Source organism: Streptococcus suis (assembly GCF_002960625.1).
GTDB classification, from domain to species: Bacteria; Bacillota; Bacilli; order Lactobacillales; family Streptococcaceae; genus Streptococcus; species Streptococcus suis_T.
In genome coordinates, this window is the sequence record NZ_POJH01000015.1 from 22,002 (window position 1) to 39,417 (window position 17,416).

Below are 17,416 nucleotides of genomic sequence, written 5' to 3' on the forward strand. Positions count from 1 at the left end.
TTTAATGTTTACTACCAAAAAAATGAGTCTGGGACAATAGTTCTTCGATTCTATCAAAAAAGCAACGGTTTTTCCCGTTGCTTTTTGCATGGTTGCGATAGTCTTGGTAAAATAGAATTGCGTAATAAACCATTTAGAAAGGCTATCTCACGCACATTCACTATAACACAAATCAGACCACTTTACCACTAGAACTTGCTTGTATCTTGCCTAAAGACCATATCGTCTTTACTATCGAAAAAGTGGTAAATGCTTTGGAGGATAGTCACTTTCAGTCTTTCTACCATGACTTCGGTCGTCCGTCCTATCACCCCAAACTGCTACTGTCCGCTCTTCTCTTTGCCTATTCTCAAGGTATCTTCTCTGGTCGTAAGATTGAAAAGATGATGGTGGAAAACCTGGCTATGCAGTACTTGACAGGACAGTTGGTCATTAGCTATCGCACCATCAATCGTTTCCGTGTGGTTGGTGGCATGGAGGAGTTAATCAGACAACTCTTTATTGAACTCAATCTTCGTCTGAAAATGGAGGAATTGGTTAGCTTAGATTGCCTGTTTATTGATGGCACTAAGATAGAAGCCAATGCCAACAAATATAGCTTTGTCTGGAAGAAGGCAACCGATAAGTTTTCTGCTAAGCTTCAAGAACAGATGCAGGTCTATTGTCAAGAAGAAATCACACCACTTATCCACCAAGCTATTGAACTAGACGAGGAGGAAAGGATTTCCTCAGAACAATTGACTGATTTCGCTCATCTTCTGGAGGAAGAACTGACAGCGCTCAATCAAGATATTGAGGAAGCTCCCATTAAGGGCAAGGATGAGCGTAAAGCCAAGCGCCGCAAACTCAGGAAAGTCCTGCGAAAAGTCAAGGATGATTTTTCAGTGCGAGCTGAGAAATATGAGACTTACCAAGAGACATTCGAAGGGCGTAACAGCTTTTCTAAGACTGATCCAGATGCTACATTTATGCGAATGAAAGAGGAAGAGGCTGGGCAAAAACTAGCCAGTAAATAAAAAACACAGATAGATTCAAGCTGATTTTGATGAAATCCAGCCGTACTGTCTGTGTTTTTCTTTTTATCTCTATTATCTTGGACTAATTTCTTAGCCAATTTCGTGAGATTCATACTCATTAGGAGGAATCCTATCTCAGTTTCAACCACTTTTTGTCCTCTGACATGCACTCTGCGCACGCCAAAAACACCCTTCATCCTACCAAATACAGGTTCGACATCCACCTTACGTTTGGCATAAATGCAGGTCCCCTCTTTACTTGTCAATTTATCTTTGACTAAGTTCTTGAAATAGTTCCACGTAGGATTATACTGAATTTGTTTGAGGTTTCCTTTCTCTGTCCGTGCTAATTGGTCTAACTCTTCACTAGCTTGTATAGGATCAGCTTCGTAAATCTTAATATCTCTCTCAAATCCATACTTGTCCGTTCTTCGTGAATAATTCTTGAATGAATACACAACACCATCTGGCTTTATCCACTGATCAGAATCTTCTAGATAGGTCCAATTTTCAGGATTGGCATCACTCTTCTTGTAGCTTTTCTTCTGCTCTTTCTGATATGTTCCGTAGGGAATCAGAGGCGTTTTCTCCAGGTCATCAAGGATAAAGCTATAATTTTCTTCACTACCATAACCTGCATCCGCGACAATGTGTTGAAAGAGTTCTAAGGTTTGGATGGATTGAAGAAAGGGCTTGAGTGTACGAGTGTCAGTTGGATTCGGATACAATCCGTAAGCTAAGGCAAACTGGTTGTTTGTACCAAGTTGAAGGTTGTAACCGGGTTTGAGCTGACCATTCTTCATATGATCCTCTTTCATTCTCATGAATGTAGCGTCGGGATCTGTTTTTGAGTAGGAGTTTCGCTCTTGTAGAATCTGCTTATCTCGTTCGTACTTCTGTTTCCGAACAAGACAATCCTCTTTCAACTTTCTCTTTAGTTTCTTAATTCTTCTTCGTTTCTGTTTGTTGGCTGATCCACCTTTACTGACTTTAGGCTCTTGTGAGATAGCTTCTTCCACCTCATCCAATACTTGTTCTGTCTCATGTAGGAGTTGTTTGAGTCCCTCGCTAGTGAGGCATTCTTCCTTGGACAAGGCAGTATTCACCCCTTCTTGAACTAGCTTGTCATAAAGGGCAGAAATGTTTCCATTCAAGGCATCTTCATAGCGTTCAACGGCCTTTTTCCACGTGAAAGAATACTTGTTGGCATCAGCTTCTACCTTGGTCCCGTCAATGAAGAGGGCCTCATCTTCAATCAATCCATTCTCTCTGAGGAGGAGAGTGAAGTAGATGAAGGCAGTTTTGATGAGCTGGTTGGCGTGTGTGCTAGCCCTAAAACTATTGATGGTCCGATAACAGACATAGGTATCCTGACTCAGCCATTTCATAGGAATGACTTCTTCATTCATTTGAACGATTTTTCGACCAGAGAATACCTGGCGAGCATAGGCGAACAGGGTCATTTTGAGCAACATGGCTGGATGAAAGGCTGGACGACCAGTATGGGAAGTTTCTTCTAATAGAACGGATAAAGGAATGGTATCCACAAACTGACTAATCAGACGAGCCTCGTGCGTTGCAGGTAAGTCCCAAGCAATATTTAATTCCAAACTAAGCTGATTTGTGTTATACTGTTTATACATTTTCATGCCTTTCTAGTTGTTTTGTGGTTATTATAATTATAAAGCATGAAATGGAAAACGAGCAACTCCTAATTGGAATTGCTCGTTTTTTTATTGTGAGAAGCTAGTTTTTGCCCAGCCTCTTCACGAGCCTTGAAATAAAAGAGCGAGTATGAGAAATGGTCAGCTCAAACCAGGCTACAACCTACAAATCGCTACCGAAAACCAGTTCGTGCTACACTATGACATTTATCCCAACCCAACGGATACCAGAACTTTATTACCTTTCTTAGAAACCTATCCACATGAGTTAAAAATGGTTGTCGCTGATGCAGGTTATGGCAGTGAAGAGAACTTATTCACACTTGATCAGCTTGGGATTGGCCACTTGATTAAGTATAGTCTGTTTGACAAGGAGCAGAAAAGGAACTACAAGCAGTCGTCTAAGAATTTGAACAATTTGGCTTACGATGAAGGTTGCGACACCTACACCCATCCCGATGGCTGGGACTATCACTTTGAATCTGTCGAACACAGAGTAGAACATCCACTGGATTTGAACAGGAAATCAGGGTCTATAAGGCGGATTATCCTGATTTAGCACCTCAAAAAGGACTTTATGTCAACGAGAGGTATCAAGCCTTAAAACAATTAGAAAAAGAGAAGCTTTTATCTGAAGAAGGCAGTCGCATCTTCGCGCAACGGAAGGTTGATGTGGAGCCTGTCTTTGGTCAGATAAAGGCTTGTTTGGGTTACAAGAGATGTAACCTGAGAGGAAAACGCCAAGTAAAAATTGATATGGGGTTGGTGCTCATGGCTAATAATCTAAGAAAATACAACACAAGAAATACTCAAAACTAAAAAAGCAGAGCACTCCAATAAATGGAACTCTGCTTTTGAGGGACTGAGGACTTTTGTCTCAGACTCATTTTTTTAATTTAGTAGTCTACTTTTTCTAAAATAGGTTGTCATAAATTTCAAATATTGTTTCTGAGAACTTTTGACTTAGTATGGGAGGAACTGCATTACCAATTTGAGTAAATGCAGCAGTTCGACTTTGTTCAAAATAATAATCATCTGGAAAACCTTGAAGTCGAGCAGCCTCTCTAACTGTAATAGAACGATTTTGTTTAAGATCAGGATGGATATAATGGTGACCATCTTTAGCAATATGTGCTACTATTGTATGAGCAGGTTCATCCCATTTTAGCGCTTTGTAACGGTCTAAAAATTTATCATCATGTTTATGAGTTTTTAACGATTGATCGAGTTCATTATACTTTAAATTTTTTCCATTCTTTTTTGCGGAAGCAACTAATTCATATATTTGTAAATCTCTGTTATTATGGGGTCTAGCTATATTCTGAGTTAGAGGTAGATTTCGGGTTATCTTAATGTATTTGTCAATATACCGATTTTTTTCAGAGGTATAGCAATTATTAGTTTTTCCACTTTTTAAGAAGGGTAATCCACAAAAAACTTCATGAACTGTGGGAGGGATAAGTGACTTTTTATTATTCAAGTGATCAAAAAAGTGGGTCGGAAAGCCCTTAAATTCCTTTTTTGCACCAAAAATAATAATTCTTTCTCTTGATTGTGCAACATCAAAAAATTTGGTATTAATCACCTCATATTGTATTGCATACCCCGCTTTTTCAAAATCTTTTTTTATTTGAGGTAACAAAAGCTTATTATTAGTATCTTTAAAACTAAGTAATCCTTTGACATTTTCGAAAATAAAGAAATCCGGAGAATACTTTCTTAAGAACTTTATATAAAATTTATATAGGTATATTCTTTCGTCCGTTTCTTTTTTTTTGACATTTATAGCACGCCCGATTGTTGAGTAGGCTTGACATGGAGGACCGCCAATAATACCATGAACTTTCCTGCCTTGTATTTTTTGGTCTAATTCCTTGAAAATTTTACTTAAAGTGTACTGTGATATCTCTTCATTTAATACTTTGTCAATTATTGACTCTGGAACGTAACTGAATAAGGTTTTTAAATCAATATTATTATTAAGATAATCTCGATATATATTAAGTTTGTTATTCTTTTTTAAATAATGAAATGCTTCTCGTACTTTTAATGTGAGACTTGCAGAGTAATCTTTTTCGACATGGCCTAAGATGTTAAACTCATCATGGTTCAAAAATCCTTCAGTCAAGCCCCCAGCACCACTGAACAGGTCAATCAAATTTAGTGTCATTTTTTTCCATCCGATGATTATACTATATCTAGTATATCAGGGACAACAGCTTTTGTAAAAAAATAAGGTGTCGTGTGGAGGATTAATTTTGTTATAATATATGTTATATCATAGAGTTATTTGGAGAATGTGTAATGCCGAACAAAAAACGTCATCAACATTATGAACTACTAAATCTATTAGGCTATGGTCTAGCTAAATTTGATAATGAATTTATCAAAGAATTTGGATACCAAACCAAATCAGATTTTTATCAGTATTTTGTTGATTTAGGAATCGCTGAAACTAGAAGTGTTGTTAAGAATAGGATGGATATTTTTGATCCATTTTTCCCTAATCCAAGGAATGGTTGGTGGCAAAGAAAGGAAGATTACCGTCCTAGAAAAGAATTAATTGATAGCTTGTTTGGTAATGAAGATGTTGTAAATTATGCCAACATCGTTAAGTTGTATCTTCAGGGAGTTCATAATGTAAAGGAAATAACATTAATTGAAAGTCCTATAGTGAAATCAAAATTCAAAAGATTACAAGAAACAGGACTAGAAGCTGAATTGTACTTTATGAACAATTATCAACAAGAATCAGTTTTTCATAACGGGATTTTAGAGGATGCTCGTTTGTATGGTGATGGATACGATTTTCAGATTAGTGTAGAAAAGAATAATTACTTAGCGGAGGTAAAAGGTATTAGAGGGAAACAGGGGGATATTCGATTAACTTCAAAAGAATATCAGCAAGCAGAATATTATAAGTCTAAATATTTTCTTTCTGTAGTTTCTGATTTAGAAAGCTCACCTAAACTTACCCTCATTTCAAATCCGCTAAAGCAACTAAAATTTGAAAAAGTAATTAGACAAACTAAAGATGTTGTCGAGTATCATTTGGTGGATAAACTTTAAACCTACCCCACCTCAAACAAGGTCATAGATTCGAGGAGTTCGTCTTTGAACTTCTCTTTTATTTCCAAAAATTTAAAAATAAAGCAAAAAATCATCACTTATTTCTAAAAATTTGAAAATAATTTCATTCCCCATCGAAACCTTGAAACGAGAACTTCGTCCCTTGCAAAAAATTTCAGATCATTATCCCAAGTATCTTCTGACGATGGACAGTATTCAGCCAAATGCCAACTATGATGGGATTCAGAAGAAAAATCTGCTGGACTGGTTGCTGGAGGAGTAGGAGATGCATGTTTCATGAAAATAGACCACCTTCTTTGGAAAGAAAAGTGGTCTATTGTTAATTCCTACCCCACCTCAAACAGACTCATCGATCCGAGGAGTTCGTCTTTGAACTTCTCTTTTTTATGGGCTAGGTAGAGGAGATTATCCTTGACCAGGTTGAAGCGTTTAGAGAGGTTCCAGGTCTGGCTGGGGTTGAGGTGGGGGTTTTGGTTGACAAAGTCGATGGTCAGGTCCCACTCCCGCTGGTAGCCAAGGGGCCTTGCGTGGTAGCGGATACCCTCGATTTCGACCGTGCCATAGGAGCGGTGGGCGTGGCCAAAGACCACGTCGGGAATCTGGTAGCGGACAAAGAGCTCATGAAAGGTCTGACTGACCAGAAAGGCGTTGAAAGGGGCAAACTTCTCATGCCACATGGTAAAGCGGCGGTGGGGGACAAAGTGCATGGCTAGGATCAGCCGGTCCCTGTCCAAGGTCTGTAGCTGGCTTTCCAGGACTTCAAGTTCCCTCTCCACGATTTCTTGGTCGCTTTTTCTTCGGTTCAAACGGCGGTCAAACCAGAGGTTTTTCCGCCTTAGAATCCTATCATATGCCTCGTCAGAAAAGGAATAGTCATACCAGCCATGAAAGGCCAGGAGTTGTCGGTCTCCAATGTCTAGAAGCTGAAAATTCTCCGCCTCAATCTGTGCCTCGTCCAGCCCCAGCATGTCATGGTTGCCCAGATTGTAGCTGACATCCAGGTGCTGGCGGAGATGTTCCAGAAAGGGCAGGCTGGCCCGCTCATGCTGGTTGGAAATATCCCCTGCCAAGTGGAGGTGAACCACCTCTTCCTCTTACAAGGTCTGAATCAGGGTGTCGATTTCGGCCTGCCCAAATTGATTGCTGTCGATATGCAGGTCACTCATAATAGCCAATTTTTTCATGCCCCTATTATACCGAATTGGGCGTAAAATTACCTTCATCAAGACCGAGCAGCCTGTGCAAATGAGAATGGAAAGAACAAATAATGTGCATAGCTAGCGTTTTATCCGCTCAATTTGACCGATAGGTATGTTGTGAGTCCTATTTACTTGATTATGAACTTCTAACTGCACTGAAGCTAGGAACAGAAATGGCGACTCTTTAAAAATCAAAAAGCCAGGTGTAAACTATCCTTAGTGATTGCGATTTTTCGATAGAGGCTTTCAGTCTGTTACCTAACGCTGAAAAGTCGCAGAGTTCTGCCCTTGTGGTTCAACGCTTGGAAACGAAAACTACATGTTTAGGCTGCTTTCTCTGTGATTTTTATTGTTTGGCGAGAGAGAATCCAAAGTTGTAGGGATTTTCATAGTCTAGTTCTTCTGGATTTGGTTCTGTAAAGGCAATAGGGATGTAGGTTCCATTTTCAATCTTGAAACCTAGTAGAATTGGAAATTCTCCTCCTAGGCCGGTAACACCAGGCAATAAGGCACCTAGATTTCCTGTAGGACCTAGGAAGTGCTAGGCATTTGGAGCCATAGTCTCGACTCCTGAGATGACGGCGTTAAATTCTCTTGTATAATCACTGCCAGAATATACGAAGTGGGTAGTGGTTTTTATCTGACTATCCGCTGTCAAGGTTACAGAAACTTCTGCTGCTTACAGGTGGAGCCAACCTATGTTCCAACAGCCTTTTCGGGGATAAAGGGTGTTTCAGAGGTTTGTTCAGTGCTTGAAGTAGTAGTTTCAGTAGTTGAAGTGAGGCTTTGAGTTGAATGGCTAGTTGAGGTGCTTGTATTTGTTTGTTTTTGATTACGGATAGCTTTTTTATTTTTTCAAGTAAACAATCCAGCCTCTCGCATACTATGTTTCAGTTTTATCAGAGGGTAGCTTGTTACAAATTTCAAATAAACTAAAAGAATTATGGTAAAATAAGGGAAGAAGGGATGAGCGATGTCAGAAGCAGATATTTTTTTAAAAGGAAAGAAAGTAAGGTTTGACAGGCTAGAGTGGGCAGGCTTTCAGTTTTCAGCAGGTCAGTACACCTACCGTGAGGTTTTCATGGAGGGGCAGTTTGAGGCGGTGGTGGAGGTTGATGAGGCTGGTCAGCTGTCGTCCTATGTTTGGGATTGTGAGATGGAGGAGGTCTATACCGCCCATCTGGTGACTGCGCCAGCTGGGGCTTTTGTGGGTCAGGTGAGAGAAAGCTATCAGTCCATTTTGGATCGAGTAGAGGAGGCCTGTTGTATCGCTCTGCCATTTTCTAAAGACCAAAGCAACCGCATAGCCCAGCTTATCAAGGAGCAGTGGGGCGACCTTCCTGACTATCCCTTTGCCAAGTTGCCGACCTATGGGGCTTTTCGCCATCCCTCCAATAATAAGTGGTATGCCCTGGTCAGTCAGATTCCGAGGGACAAGCTGGATGGGAGCGGCTCTCAAGAAGAGGTGGAGATTGTCAATCTCAAGGTTGACGGTCGGGAAATAGCAGAGCTGCTGAGTCAGTCGGGCATCTTCCCTGCCTACCATATGTCGAAGAAGACCTGGGTGTCAGTCTTACTAGATGATACGGTGGAGGACCAGACGGTGTTTGCCCTCCTTGAGAAAAGTCGGTATTTGGTAGGACCAAAATCCTACAAGGCAGAGCAGGGACCTGATTATTGGGTTATTCCAGCCAATCCAAAGGTCTATGATATTGATACTGAGTTTGCGGAAAATAAGGTAGTCTATTGGCCGCAAAAATCAACCATTCAAGCTGGGGACATCGTAGCCATCTACGTGACGGCGCCTGTACAGGCCATTCGCTATGTTTGTCGGGTTTTGCAAGCCAATGTCACCAATCATGGTCAGTCGGATATCCCAAGGGACAAGTCAGTCATGCAGGTCGAGTTGATTGCACAGTTGCCAGATGAGTTTTTGCCAAGAGAGCGCATGATGGACCTAGGAGTGAAAGCTGTCCGTGGTCCTAGACGGTTGACAGAAGAGTTGATAAGAGAATTGCAGAAACACTTTTCTTATCAGGATTTCTAATAGTTCATTAAATTATCAGAATATTTAATAAAAAGGCTTTACAAGTTGAAAAAAAAGAGTATAATAGGTGTATCAATTTTACGAGGAGGTAAGGTATGAAGAAAAGCTTCATTCATCAGCAAGAGGAGATTTCTTTTGTCAAAAATACATTCACACAGTATTTGAAAGACAAGCTAGAAATCGTAGAAGTGCAAGGACCGATTTTGAGTCGTGTCGGGGATGGTATTCAAGATAATTTGTCAGGAGTGGAGAATGCCGTGTCAGTTAATGTCAAATTGATTCCAGATGCAACTTACGAAGTCGTACACTCTCTTGCTAAGTGGAAGCGTCATACCCTGGCTCGATTCGGTTTTAATGAGGGAGAAGGGCTCTTTGTTCATATGAAGGCCCTGCGTCCTGATGAGGACTCCTTAGATGAAATTCATTCGGTTTATGTGGATCAGTGGGACTGGGAGAAAGTTATTCCAGCAGGTCGTCGTAACCTAGCTTATTTGAAGGAAACGGTTGAGCAGATTTATAAGGCCATCCGCCTGACCGAATTGGCTGTGGAGGCTCGCTATGATATTGAGTCTGTTCTTCCAAAGAAAATCACCTTTATCCACACGGAAGACTTGGTGAAAAATTTCCCAGACTTGACGCCAAAAGAGCGTGAAAACGTTGTTGCCAAAGAATACGGTGCAGTCTTCCTAATCGGTATCGGTGGAGAACTGGCAGATGGGAAGCCGCATGATGGTCGTGCATCTGACTACGATGACTGGACTAGTCCATCAGAAGGGGATTACAAGGGGCTCAATGGGGATATCTTGGTCTGGAACGAAGTTCTGGGTTCAGCTTTTGAATTGTCATCAATGGGTATTCGAGTTGATGAGGCAGCCCTTCGTCGTCAGGTAGCCATTACTGGTGATCAGGCTCGCCTAGAGTTTGACTGGCATAAGGCGCTCTTGAGCGGCTTGCTCCCACTGTCTATTGGTGGCGGTATCGGTCAATCTCGTTTGGCCATGTTCTTGCTTCGTAAGAAACATATCGGTGAAGTTCAATCTAGCGTATGGCCACAGGAAGTGCGTGATAACTTTGAAAATATCTTGTAAGAAAGAGGAGAGGTTGGTTTTCAATCTCTTTTCCTTTTCTTCCAAAGTCCTGTCTGAAAACATTTACAATGTGATTATCTGTGATTTTTTCGCCAATCTATGATATACTTTTTTAGTTAAATTAAAAGATACAGAGGATATTATGACAAAACTTAGAGAAGACATCCGTAACGTTGCCATTATTGCCCACGTTGACCACGGAAAAACAACCCTCGTTGATGAATTATTGAAACAATCTCAAACCCTTGATGAGCGTACGCAATTGGATGAGCGTGCCATGGACTCAAACGATATCGAAAAAGAGCGTGGTATCACTATCCTTGCTAAAAACACTGCTGTAGCTTATAACGGTACTCGTATCAACATCATGGACACACCAGGACACGCGGACTTCGGTGGTGAGGTTGAGCGGATCATGAAAATGGTTGACGGTGTTGTCCTTGTCGTAGATGCTTACGAAGGAACTATGCCACAGACCCGTTTCGTATTGAAAAAGGCTCTTGAGCAAAACTTGACCCCAATCGTCGTTGTTAACAAGATTGACAAGCCATCTGCTCGTCCAGAAGAAGTTGTGGATGAAGTCCTTGAACTCTTCATCGAACTCGGTGCAGATGATGACCAGTTGGAATTCCCAGTAGTTTACGCATCAGCTATTAATGGTACGTCATCTTTGTCTGATAATCCAGCGGACCAAGAAGAAACAATGGCACCAATTTTTGATACTATTATCGAGCATATTCCAGCGCCAGTCGACAACTCAGATGAGCCTTTGCAGTTCCAAGTATCCCTTTTGGACTACAATGACTTCGTAGGTCGTATTGGTATCGGTCGCGTCTTCCGTGGAACGGTTAAAGTGGGAGACCAGGTTACCCTTTCAAAACTAGACGGCACAACCAAAAACTTCCGCGTTACAAAACTCTTCGGTTTCTTTGGTCTTGAGCGTAAAGAAATCCAAGAAGCAAAAGCAGGTGACTTGATTGCCGTTTCTGGTATGGAAGACATCTTCGTTGGTGAAACGGTAACACCAACTGATGCAGTTGAGCCACTTCCAGTTCTTCGTATTGATGAGCCAACTCTTCAAATGACTTTCTTGGTCAACAACTCACCATTTGCAGGTCGTGAAGGGAAATGGGTGACTTCTCGTAAAATCGAAGAGCGTCTTTTGGCAGAATTGCAGACAGACGTTTCTCTCCGTGTAGAAGCTACAGACTCGCCAGACAAATGGACTGTTTCAGGTCGTGGTGAATTGCACTTGTCTATCTTGATTGAAACCATGCGTCGTGAAGGTTATGAGCTTCAAGTATCACGTCCAGAAGTTATCATCAAGGAAATCGACGGAGTGAAGATGGAGCCATTTGAGCGCGTGCAAATCGACACACCAGAAGAATACCAAGGTTCTGTTATCCAATCTCTTTCAGAGCGTAAGGGTGACATGTTGGACATGATTTCAACTGGTAATGGCCAAACTCGTCTTGTCTTCCTTGTTCCTGCGCGTGGTTTGATTGGTTACTCAACAGAGTTCCTTTCAATGACTCGTGGTTATGGTATCATGAACCATACCTTCGACCAGTATTTGCCAGTTGTTCAAGGTGAGATCGGTGGTCGTCACCGTGGTGCCCTTGTTTCTATCGATCAAGGTAAGGCAACTACTTACTCAATCATGCGTATCGAAGAGCGTGGTACAATCTTTGTCAACCCAGGTACTGAGGTTTACGAGGGAATGATTATCGGTGAAAACTCACGTGAAAATGACTTGACTGTGAACATCACGACTGCTAAACAAATGACCAACGTTCGTTCAGCAACCAAAGATCAAACGTCAGTTATCAAGACACCGCGTATCTTGACCCTTGAAGAGTCACTTGAATTCTTGAACGATGATGAATACATGGAAGTAACGCCTGAGTCAATCCGCCTTCGTAAGCAAATCTTGAATAAGGCAGAACGTGATAAGGCCGCTAAAAAGAAAAAATTAGCAACTGAAGAATAATTCCGAGGAGAAGAGCTATGTTTTACCTCATCCTAGCGATTTTATTGGTACTCTTTTATATTTTTGTAGCCCCTAAAAATGTCAAGGGGACTATCAATTTGATTTTAGCAGTGTTTTTGCTAGTCGTACTGGTTATCGCGCTCATTCTTGGATTTCTAAAAATCATGCAGTTTTCAACTAATTTTTGGGTTGGTTTAGTGATGGTTCTCATTGGGATCTGGGCTATGAGGGATATTCACTATCTAGATAGTTCTCCTAAAGAAAAATAAGTTAATAATAGAATAAAAGGCTGGACAGTTGGTCCGGCCTTTTTCTCAGGATTTTAGGGTATAAAAAATAGCCCAAACGAGTGTTCAGGCTATTTGTAATGGTTATTCTTTGTCAATTTTCTTTTCTAATTTTTCAAGTTGTCTTGCAGCAAAGTCACGACCACCTAGACCGAAGGCAAGGGCGAAGGCTACTGCTAGTGCACCAAGAATAATTGTGAAGGTTGATTGAACGATATGTTGTGCAAACTTCAATTGATCGAGAGCCATGAAGACTGCAAATACGATAATCAAGTAGCGTACAATTGTGATAACAAGAGGGCTATCCGTAACTTTTTGTAGGAAGTTAGCTACTAGATTGCTTGCGATGATTGCCAAGATAACAATAGCAACAGCGCTGATAAGTGATGGCAGGTAAGCAAGTAGGGCAGAACCAACAGAATTAAATACTTCAAGGTTCAATACTTGGATAGCTTGGATAAAGAAGAAGACGATGATGATAGCACGAACGACTTGAGTAATGATAGCTGACAATTCAAAGTTAGCTTCTTCTTTAGCGAATAGGTATTTAGAGTAGTTGTTGATACCGGCAGTTTCAAGAAGATTTTCAAGAAGGTTGCCAATCAATTTAGCTACAAAGCTACCAACTGCAATCAAGATAAGGGCAACCAAAACATTTGGCAAGATACCGATTACTTGATTAAGAATGGTAACGATTGGTTGAGAAATACTTGTGATACCAAGTGTTTCCAAAGCCAATGTTAAGATCGGAATGAAGATCAATACATAGACAACAGTTGATAGGACAGAAATGATTTGTTTGCTGTCAAATGGCAATTTTTCCTGACCAGTAACTTTAGTGTACCATGCATCAATGTCTAAACGTTCTAGGACACCAGTCAACAGACCTTTGATAAATTTGCAGAAGAAAGTTCCAACAAAGATAATCAAACCAGCTGCAATCATGTTTGGAATAAAGGCAAAGAATTTCTCAAACATGCTAGAGATTGGATCTACCGTGCTGCTGATATTCAAACCAGACAAGATAGATGGAAGGAAGAAGAGAATCACAAGGAAGTAAACAAGTTGACCAAGTGTTTTGATGAGGGCTTGGCCGTTATCTTCAGGCTTGATAACACCCCATTCTTGTAATTTTTGTGAGAACTGGATTTTGTTCAAACCAGCTAGAGTTAGCTTGCGTAATAAGCCCGCTAACACAAAGGCAATGATAACCAGGACAAGCATACGGATGACGCCTGGTAAAGCAGAAAGCAAAGGATAGAATAAACTATCGATTATATTTGTCATATAATACTCCTTAAATATAATATTTTTCGTCTTCAGTCTACCACTTTTATAAGGAATTGACAAATAATATGAATTTTCTCCCTATTCCAGCTTTTTCCACTCCCTTTGGCTTGAAAAAGCTTCATGTAAAGGGTAAAATAAAGTGTTAGAATGTTTGGGATTTCTAAACAGGATAGGAAGCGTCTGAACCTTTCTAGAGGATTAAGAAGGAAAAATACTATGAAAATGATTGATACGTTTAAAAATAAAAAAGTTTTGGTGCTCGGTTTGGCTAAGTCGGGCGAATCGGCAGCTCGCCTATTGGATACCTTAGGGGCTATTGTAACAGTAAATGACGGTAAGCCATTTGAAGAAAATCCGACAGCGCAAGGACTTCTTGAGGAAGGAATTCGTGTGGTTTGTGGTGGCCATCCGCTGGAGTTGTTGGATGAGGATTTTGCTCTTATGGTTAAGAACCCAGGTATCCGCTATGATAATCCGATGGTTGAAAAAGCCCTTGAAAAAGGCATACCGGTCTGGACAGAAGTTGAATTGGCCTACCTGATTTCAGATGCTCCGATTATCGGAATTACAGGGTCAAATGGTAAGACAACAACTACAACCATGATTGCGGAAGCCCTAAACGCAGGAAATAAGTCTGCAAAATTATGTGGAAATATTGGCTATCCAGCCTCTTCTGTCGCGCAAACAGCGACCAAGGATGATACCTTGGTAATGGAGTTGTCCTCTTTCCAATTGATGGGAACGGAGGTTTTTCGTCCAAATGTTGCAGTTATTACTAATTTGAGTGCCAACCATATTGACTATCATGGAACCTATGAAGAGTATGTGGCAGCCAAATGGATGCTCCAGCGCCAGATGACAGAGCAAGATACTATTGTTCTGAACTTCAATCAAGAAGAAGCCAAGGATTTGGCTCAAAAAACCAAGGCTAAAGTTCTTCCGTTTTCAACCAAAGAAGTGGTGGATGGTGCCTATTTACAAGATGGCAAACTCTATTTCAAGGGTGAGTTCATCATGGATGCAGACCAGATTGGTGTTCCAGGAACTCATAATATTGAGAATGCCTTGGCGACCATTGCGGTAGCTAAGTTGTGGGGAGTTGATAACCAATCTATTCAAGAAAGCTTATCTGCCTTTGGTGGAGTGAAACACCGCTTGCAGTTGGTTGGTAAAATCAAGGGAGTGACCTTCTATAACGATAGTAAATCGACCAATATCCTAGCAACTCAAAAAGCCTTGTCAGGTTTTGATAATAGCAAGGTAATCTTGATTGCTGGTGGTTTGGACAGAGGTAATGAATTTGATGACTTGGTTCCAGATTTGCTTGGTTTGAAGAAGATGGTTATTCTGGGTCAATCAGCCCCGCGTGTTCAGCGAGCAGCAGACAAGGCTGGAGTACCAACTCTTGCTGCTGAGGATATTGCGGACGCAACTCGGAAGGCCTTCGAAGTGGCAGAAGAAGGGGATGTGGTGCTCTTAAGTCCTGCTAATGCAAGTTGGGATATGTATCCAAACTTTGAAGTGCGTGGAGATGTTTTCTTGCAGACCTACGAGGAGTTATGTAACGAATGAAAAAAATTGTTTTTACAGGTGGAGGTACTGTGGGTCACGTGACCCTCAACCTTCTCTTGATTCCCCGTTTTATTGAAGATGGCTGGGAAGTTCACTATATAGGTGATGGAAATGGAATTGAGCATGAGCAGATTGTAAAATCAGGCTTAGATGTACGCTTCCATTCGATTGCTACAGGAAAATTACGCCGTTATTTTTCTTTCCAGAATATGCTGGATGTATTTAAGGTTGGTTTTGGGGTCCTACAATCGTTAGCTATTATTGCAAAAATTAGACCCCAGGCCCTGTTCTCAAAAGGTGGTTTTGTATCAGTTCCGCCGGTCATTGCTTCTAAACTTCTAGGGGTACCTGTTTTTATCCATGAGTCTGATTTGTCCATGGGTCTGGCCAATAAAATTGCCTACAAATTTGCAACAACTATGTATAGTACCTTCGAACAGCCTGCAGGTCTGACCAAGGTCAAACACGTTGGGGCTGTTACCAAGGTAGGGCAAAGCAATGATAAGGTAACTCCTATTCAATTGCCAGAAATCCTTAGTCATTTTGACAAGTCCTTACCTACTCTCTTATTTGTAGGTGGTTCAGGAGGTGCCAAGGTATTTAATGATTTGATTAGTCAGAATAGCCTAGCTCTAACAGAACGGTTCAATATTATCAACTTGACAGGGGATAGTAGCCTTAACCGATTAGATAGAAACTTATATAGAGTTGACTATGTAACAGAACTATACCAGCCCTTGATGGATTTGGCGGATGTGGTTATTACGCGAGGTGGTTCCAATACCTTGTTTGAGTTGATTGCCATGCAACAACTTCACTTGATTGTACCCCTGGGACGTCAAGCTAGTCGAGGGGATCAGATAGAAAACGCTCTCTATGCGGAGAAAAAAGGGTATTCCAAACAAATTGATGAAAGTCAATTGACCTTGGAAAATCTACTAGCCGAAGTTGAAAATTTGTTGGAAAACAAGGAATTTTACAAAAATAATATGGCTAACTCTAAAGAAATCCAATCTGTAGATAGTTTTTACAATTTATTGCGGGATGATATGGGGAGGTAGGTGCTATGACCCAAAAAAATGATAAAGAACCTACGATCCATGACCAGACAGATATAGAAGTTCCTTCTATGGAAGCTTCTCAGGAAGAAAAAAGTGCCTTTTTTGAACAGTGGAAGGCTAAGCATCAGGCCTATTTAGCAAGTAAGGTGAAAGCGGATAATAGTGAAGAAATTCCTTCAACTATTCAGGAAAAAAGGAAGCTTTTTCAAGGGATTAAGAAGCCTGGCAAGCTTAGTTCTGTTCCTAAGAATAAGTTGGAAGGAAAGAAGATTAAGCAAGTAGAAATACCTAAAAAAGTAATTTGGAAATCTGTCCCTATTTTAGTGGTCAGTTTATTACTTGCGGCCCTTTCTCTCTACTTCATTTCCCCAACTAGTAAGGCGAAAGACATCGTTGTCAAAGGTCAGGATAAGCTGACAGCTGAACAGGTCATCAAATATAGTTTGATTTCTGAGAAGGACTATGTATTGACTACCTTGTTGAATGCATCAGCTTACGCTGAGAATGTGAAAAAAAATAATCCATCTGTGGAAACTTCGGAGATTAGCTATCAGTTTCCAAACCAATTCACTATTCGCATCAAAGAATACGCTATCATTGGCTATATTCAGCAGAACAATCAACTTTACCCTGTTTTATCTAGTGGTAATGTAGGCACTGAGGTTGTAGCAGTAGATACCTTGCCGGAAACCTATACAACCATTCAATTATCAGATAAAACTCAGGTAAAACAATTAGCCATTGCCCTTGGAGAGATTGAACCTACGATTAGGGAGAAAATCCAGACTGTAAGTTTAACTCCAAGTCAGGTAACAGCTGATTTATTGACATTCAATATGACAGATGGAAATACAGTTTTGGTGCCCCTTAGTGAACTGACCGAAAAACTTGTTTATTATACTAAAATTGCGGCAGAAGCAGAGGGACCAATAACAATTGATATGGAAGTTGGTATCTATCGCTATTCAAGTGAAATTTGATAGTTGGATAAAGAAAAAAGGTAAATTCTCAAAGTAAGTTCTAGTTCCCGTCCATCTAGAAGTTACTCTGAGAAAACTGCATAAAACCAACAGAATTTAGTCTCAGACTAAGTTCTGTTTTTGCCTAAAATG

Annotated in this window: 12 protein-coding genes and 4 pseudogenes; 10 read left to right on the plus strand and 6 right to left on the minus strand. The window is 40.7% G+C overall.

The genetic code is table 11. From position 1 onward, the window contains the following. Position 1: 1 nt before the first annotated feature. Positions 2-189, minus strand: a pseudogene (locus C1G49_RS11490) (hypothetical protein). On the opposite strand from C1G49_RS11490, the pseudogene C1G49_RS01690 reads away from it, so the two are divergent. Beyond that, a pseudogene (locus C1G49_RS01690) lies at positions 156-986 on the plus strand (transposase); the annotation flags it as partial. The pseudogenes C1G49_RS11490 and C1G49_RS01690 sit on opposite strands and share 34 nt — an antisense overlap. Here C1G49_RS01690 and C1G49_RS01695 read toward each other — a convergent pair. Beyond that, complete coding sequence (locus C1G49_RS01695; RefSeq protein ID WP_238595831.1) at positions 908-2,659, minus strand: IS1182 family transposase; 1,752 nt, start codon at positions 2,657-2,659, stop codon at positions 908-910. The pseudogene C1G49_RS01690 and the gene C1G49_RS01695 sit on opposite strands and share 79 nt — an antisense overlap. A 151-nt stretch (positions 2,660-2,810) precedes the next feature. Between C1G49_RS01695 and C1G49_RS11495 the strand changes: the two are divergent. Next, a pseudogene (locus C1G49_RS11495) lies at positions 2,811-3,499 on the plus strand (transposase); the annotation flags it as partial. A 94-nt stretch (positions 3,500-3,593) separates the two neighbouring features. On the opposite strand, the gene C1G49_RS01705 reads toward C1G49_RS11495, so the two are convergent. Next, positions 3,594-4,850: a DNA cytosine methyltransferase gene (locus C1G49_RS01705; protein ID WP_105124368.1), complete on the minus strand. Its 1,257-nt coding sequence runs from the start codon at positions 4,848-4,850 to the stop codon at positions 3,594-3,596. Positions 4,851-4,984: 134 nt separating this feature from the next. Between C1G49_RS01705 and C1G49_RS01710 the strand changes: the two genes are divergently transcribed. After that, on the plus strand, positions 4,985-5,749 hold the full coding sequence (locus tag C1G49_RS01710; RefSeq protein ID WP_105124369.1) for a DUF3883 domain-containing protein: 765 nt from the start codon (positions 4,985-4,987) through the stop codon (positions 5,747-5,749). Between the two features lie 347 nt (positions 5,750-6,096). On the opposite strand, the pseudogene C1G49_RS01715 reads toward C1G49_RS01710, so the two are convergent. Together C1G49_RS01715 and C1G49_RS11050 are read right to left on the minus strand one after the other, a co-directional pair. Then, positions 6,097-6,954 (minus strand): annotated as a pseudogene (locus C1G49_RS01715) (metallophosphoesterase family protein). Between the two features lie 361 nt (positions 6,955-7,315). Next, complete coding sequence (locus C1G49_RS11050; RefSeq protein ID WP_161942066.1) at positions 7,316-7,474, minus strand: hypothetical protein; 159 nt, start codon at positions 7,472-7,474, stop codon at positions 7,316-7,318. A gap of 468 nt (positions 7,475-7,942) precedes the next feature. Here C1G49_RS11050 and C1G49_RS01720 point away from each other — a divergent pair, with 468 nt between their 5' ends. The 4 genes from C1G49_RS01720 (at position 7,943) to C1G49_RS01735 (ending at position 12,363) form a co-directional block, all read left to right on the plus strand. Next, a complete protein-coding gene (locus C1G49_RS01720; RefSeq protein ID WP_238595830.1) occupies positions 7,943-9,016 on the plus strand; it encodes an MmcQ/YjbR family DNA-binding protein in 1,074 nt (357 codons plus the stop codon). Positions 9,017-9,111: 95 nt separating this feature from the next. Further along, positions 9,112-10,104, plus strand: a complete 993-nt coding sequence (asnA, locus tag C1G49_RS01725) for an aspartate--ammonia ligase (protein ID WP_105117488.1) — start codon at positions 9,112-9,114, stop codon at positions 10,102-10,104. Positions 10,105-10,246: 142 nt separating this feature from the next. After that, positions 10,247-12,094: a translational GTPase TypA gene (typA, locus tag C1G49_RS01730; protein WP_105117491.1), complete on the plus strand. Its 1,848-nt coding sequence runs from the start codon at positions 10,247-10,249 to the stop codon at positions 12,092-12,094. A 17-nt stretch (positions 12,095-12,111) separates the two neighbouring features. After that, the gene (locus tag C1G49_RS01735; protein ID WP_105124370.1) at positions 12,112-12,363 is read left to right on the plus strand and encodes a DUF3165 family protein; all 252 of its coding nucleotides are present in this window, start codon (positions 12,112-12,114) and stop codon (positions 12,361-12,363) included. A gap of 102 nt (positions 12,364-12,465) precedes the next feature. Here C1G49_RS01735 and C1G49_RS01740 read toward each other — a convergent pair whose 3' ends face one another. After that, on the minus strand, positions 12,466-13,668 hold the full coding sequence (locus C1G49_RS01740; RefSeq protein ID WP_105124371.1) for a mechanosensitive ion channel: 1,203 nt from the start codon (positions 13,666-13,668) through the stop codon (positions 12,466-12,468). A gap of 219 nt (positions 13,669-13,887) precedes the next feature. Between C1G49_RS01740 and murD the strand changes: the two genes are divergently transcribed. The 3 genes from murD to C1G49_RS01755 are packed head-to-tail and all read left to right on the plus strand — an operon-like array spanning position 13,888 to position 17,284. Continuing rightward, positions 13,888-15,243, plus strand: coding sequence for a UDP-N-acetylmuramoyl-L-alanine--D-glutamate ligase (gene murD, locus C1G49_RS01745; RefSeq protein WP_105124372.1), 1,356 nt, complete (start codon positions 13,888-13,890; stop codon positions 15,241-15,243). Then, positions 15,240-16,304 (plus strand): UDP-N-acetylglucosamine--N-acetylmuramyl-(pentapeptide) pyrophosphoryl-undecaprenol N-acetylglucosamine transferase, encoded by a 1,065-nt coding sequence (locus C1G49_RS01750; protein WP_105117495.1) that lies wholly within the window; start codon positions 15,240-15,242, stop codon positions 16,302-16,304. The genes murD and C1G49_RS01750 overlap by 4 nt, the downstream gene beginning before the upstream one ends. A gap of 5 nt (positions 16,305-16,309) precedes the next feature. Continuing rightward, on the plus strand, positions 16,310-17,284 hold the full coding sequence (locus C1G49_RS01755; protein ID WP_105124373.1) for a cell division protein FtsQ/DivIB: 975 nt from the start codon (positions 16,310-16,312) through the stop codon (positions 17,282-17,284). The last annotated feature ends 132 nt before the right edge of the window (positions 17,285-17,416 follow it).

Coding starts and splice junctions, on each gene's coding strand:
- typA (WP_105117491.1), top strand. CDS start 10,247: ATGACAAAACTTAGAGAAGACATCCGTAACGTTGCCATTATTGCCCAC.
- C1G49_RS01735 (WP_105124370.1), top strand. CDS start 12,112: ATGTTTTACCTCATCCTAGCGATTTTATTGGTACTCTTTTATATTTTT.
- C1G49_RS01755 (WP_105124373.1), top strand. CDS start 16,310: ATGACCCAAAAAAATGATAAAGAACCTACGATCCATGACCAGACAGAT.
- C1G49_RS01710 (WP_105124369.1), top strand. CDS start 4,985: ATGCCGAACAAAAAACGTCATCAACATTATGAACTACTAAATCTATTA.
- C1G49_RS01720 (WP_238595830.1), top strand. CDS start 7,943: ATGTCAGAAGCAGATATTTTTTTAAAAGGAAAGAAAGTAAGGTTTGAC.
- C1G49_RS01705 (WP_105124368.1), bottom strand. CDS start 4,850: ATGACACTAAATTTGATTGACCTGTTCAGTGGTGCTGGGGGCTTGACT.
- murD (WP_105124372.1), top strand. CDS start 13,888: ATGAAAATGATTGATACGTTTAAAAATAAAAAAGTTTTGGTGCTCGGT.
- C1G49_RS01695 (WP_238595831.1), bottom strand. CDS start 2,659: ATGTATAAACAGTATAACACAAATCAGCTTAGTTTGGAATTAAATATT.
- C1G49_RS01740 (WP_105124371.1), bottom strand. CDS start 13,668: ATGACAAATATAATCGATAGTTTATTCTATCCTTTGCTTTCTGCTTTA.
- C1G49_RS01750 (WP_105117495.1), top strand. CDS start 15,240: ATGAAAAAAATTGTTTTTACAGGTGGAGGTACTGTGGGTCACGTGACC.
- asnA (WP_105117488.1), top strand. CDS start 9,112: ATGAAGAAAAGCTTCATTCATCAGCAAGAGGAGATTTCTTTTGTCAAA.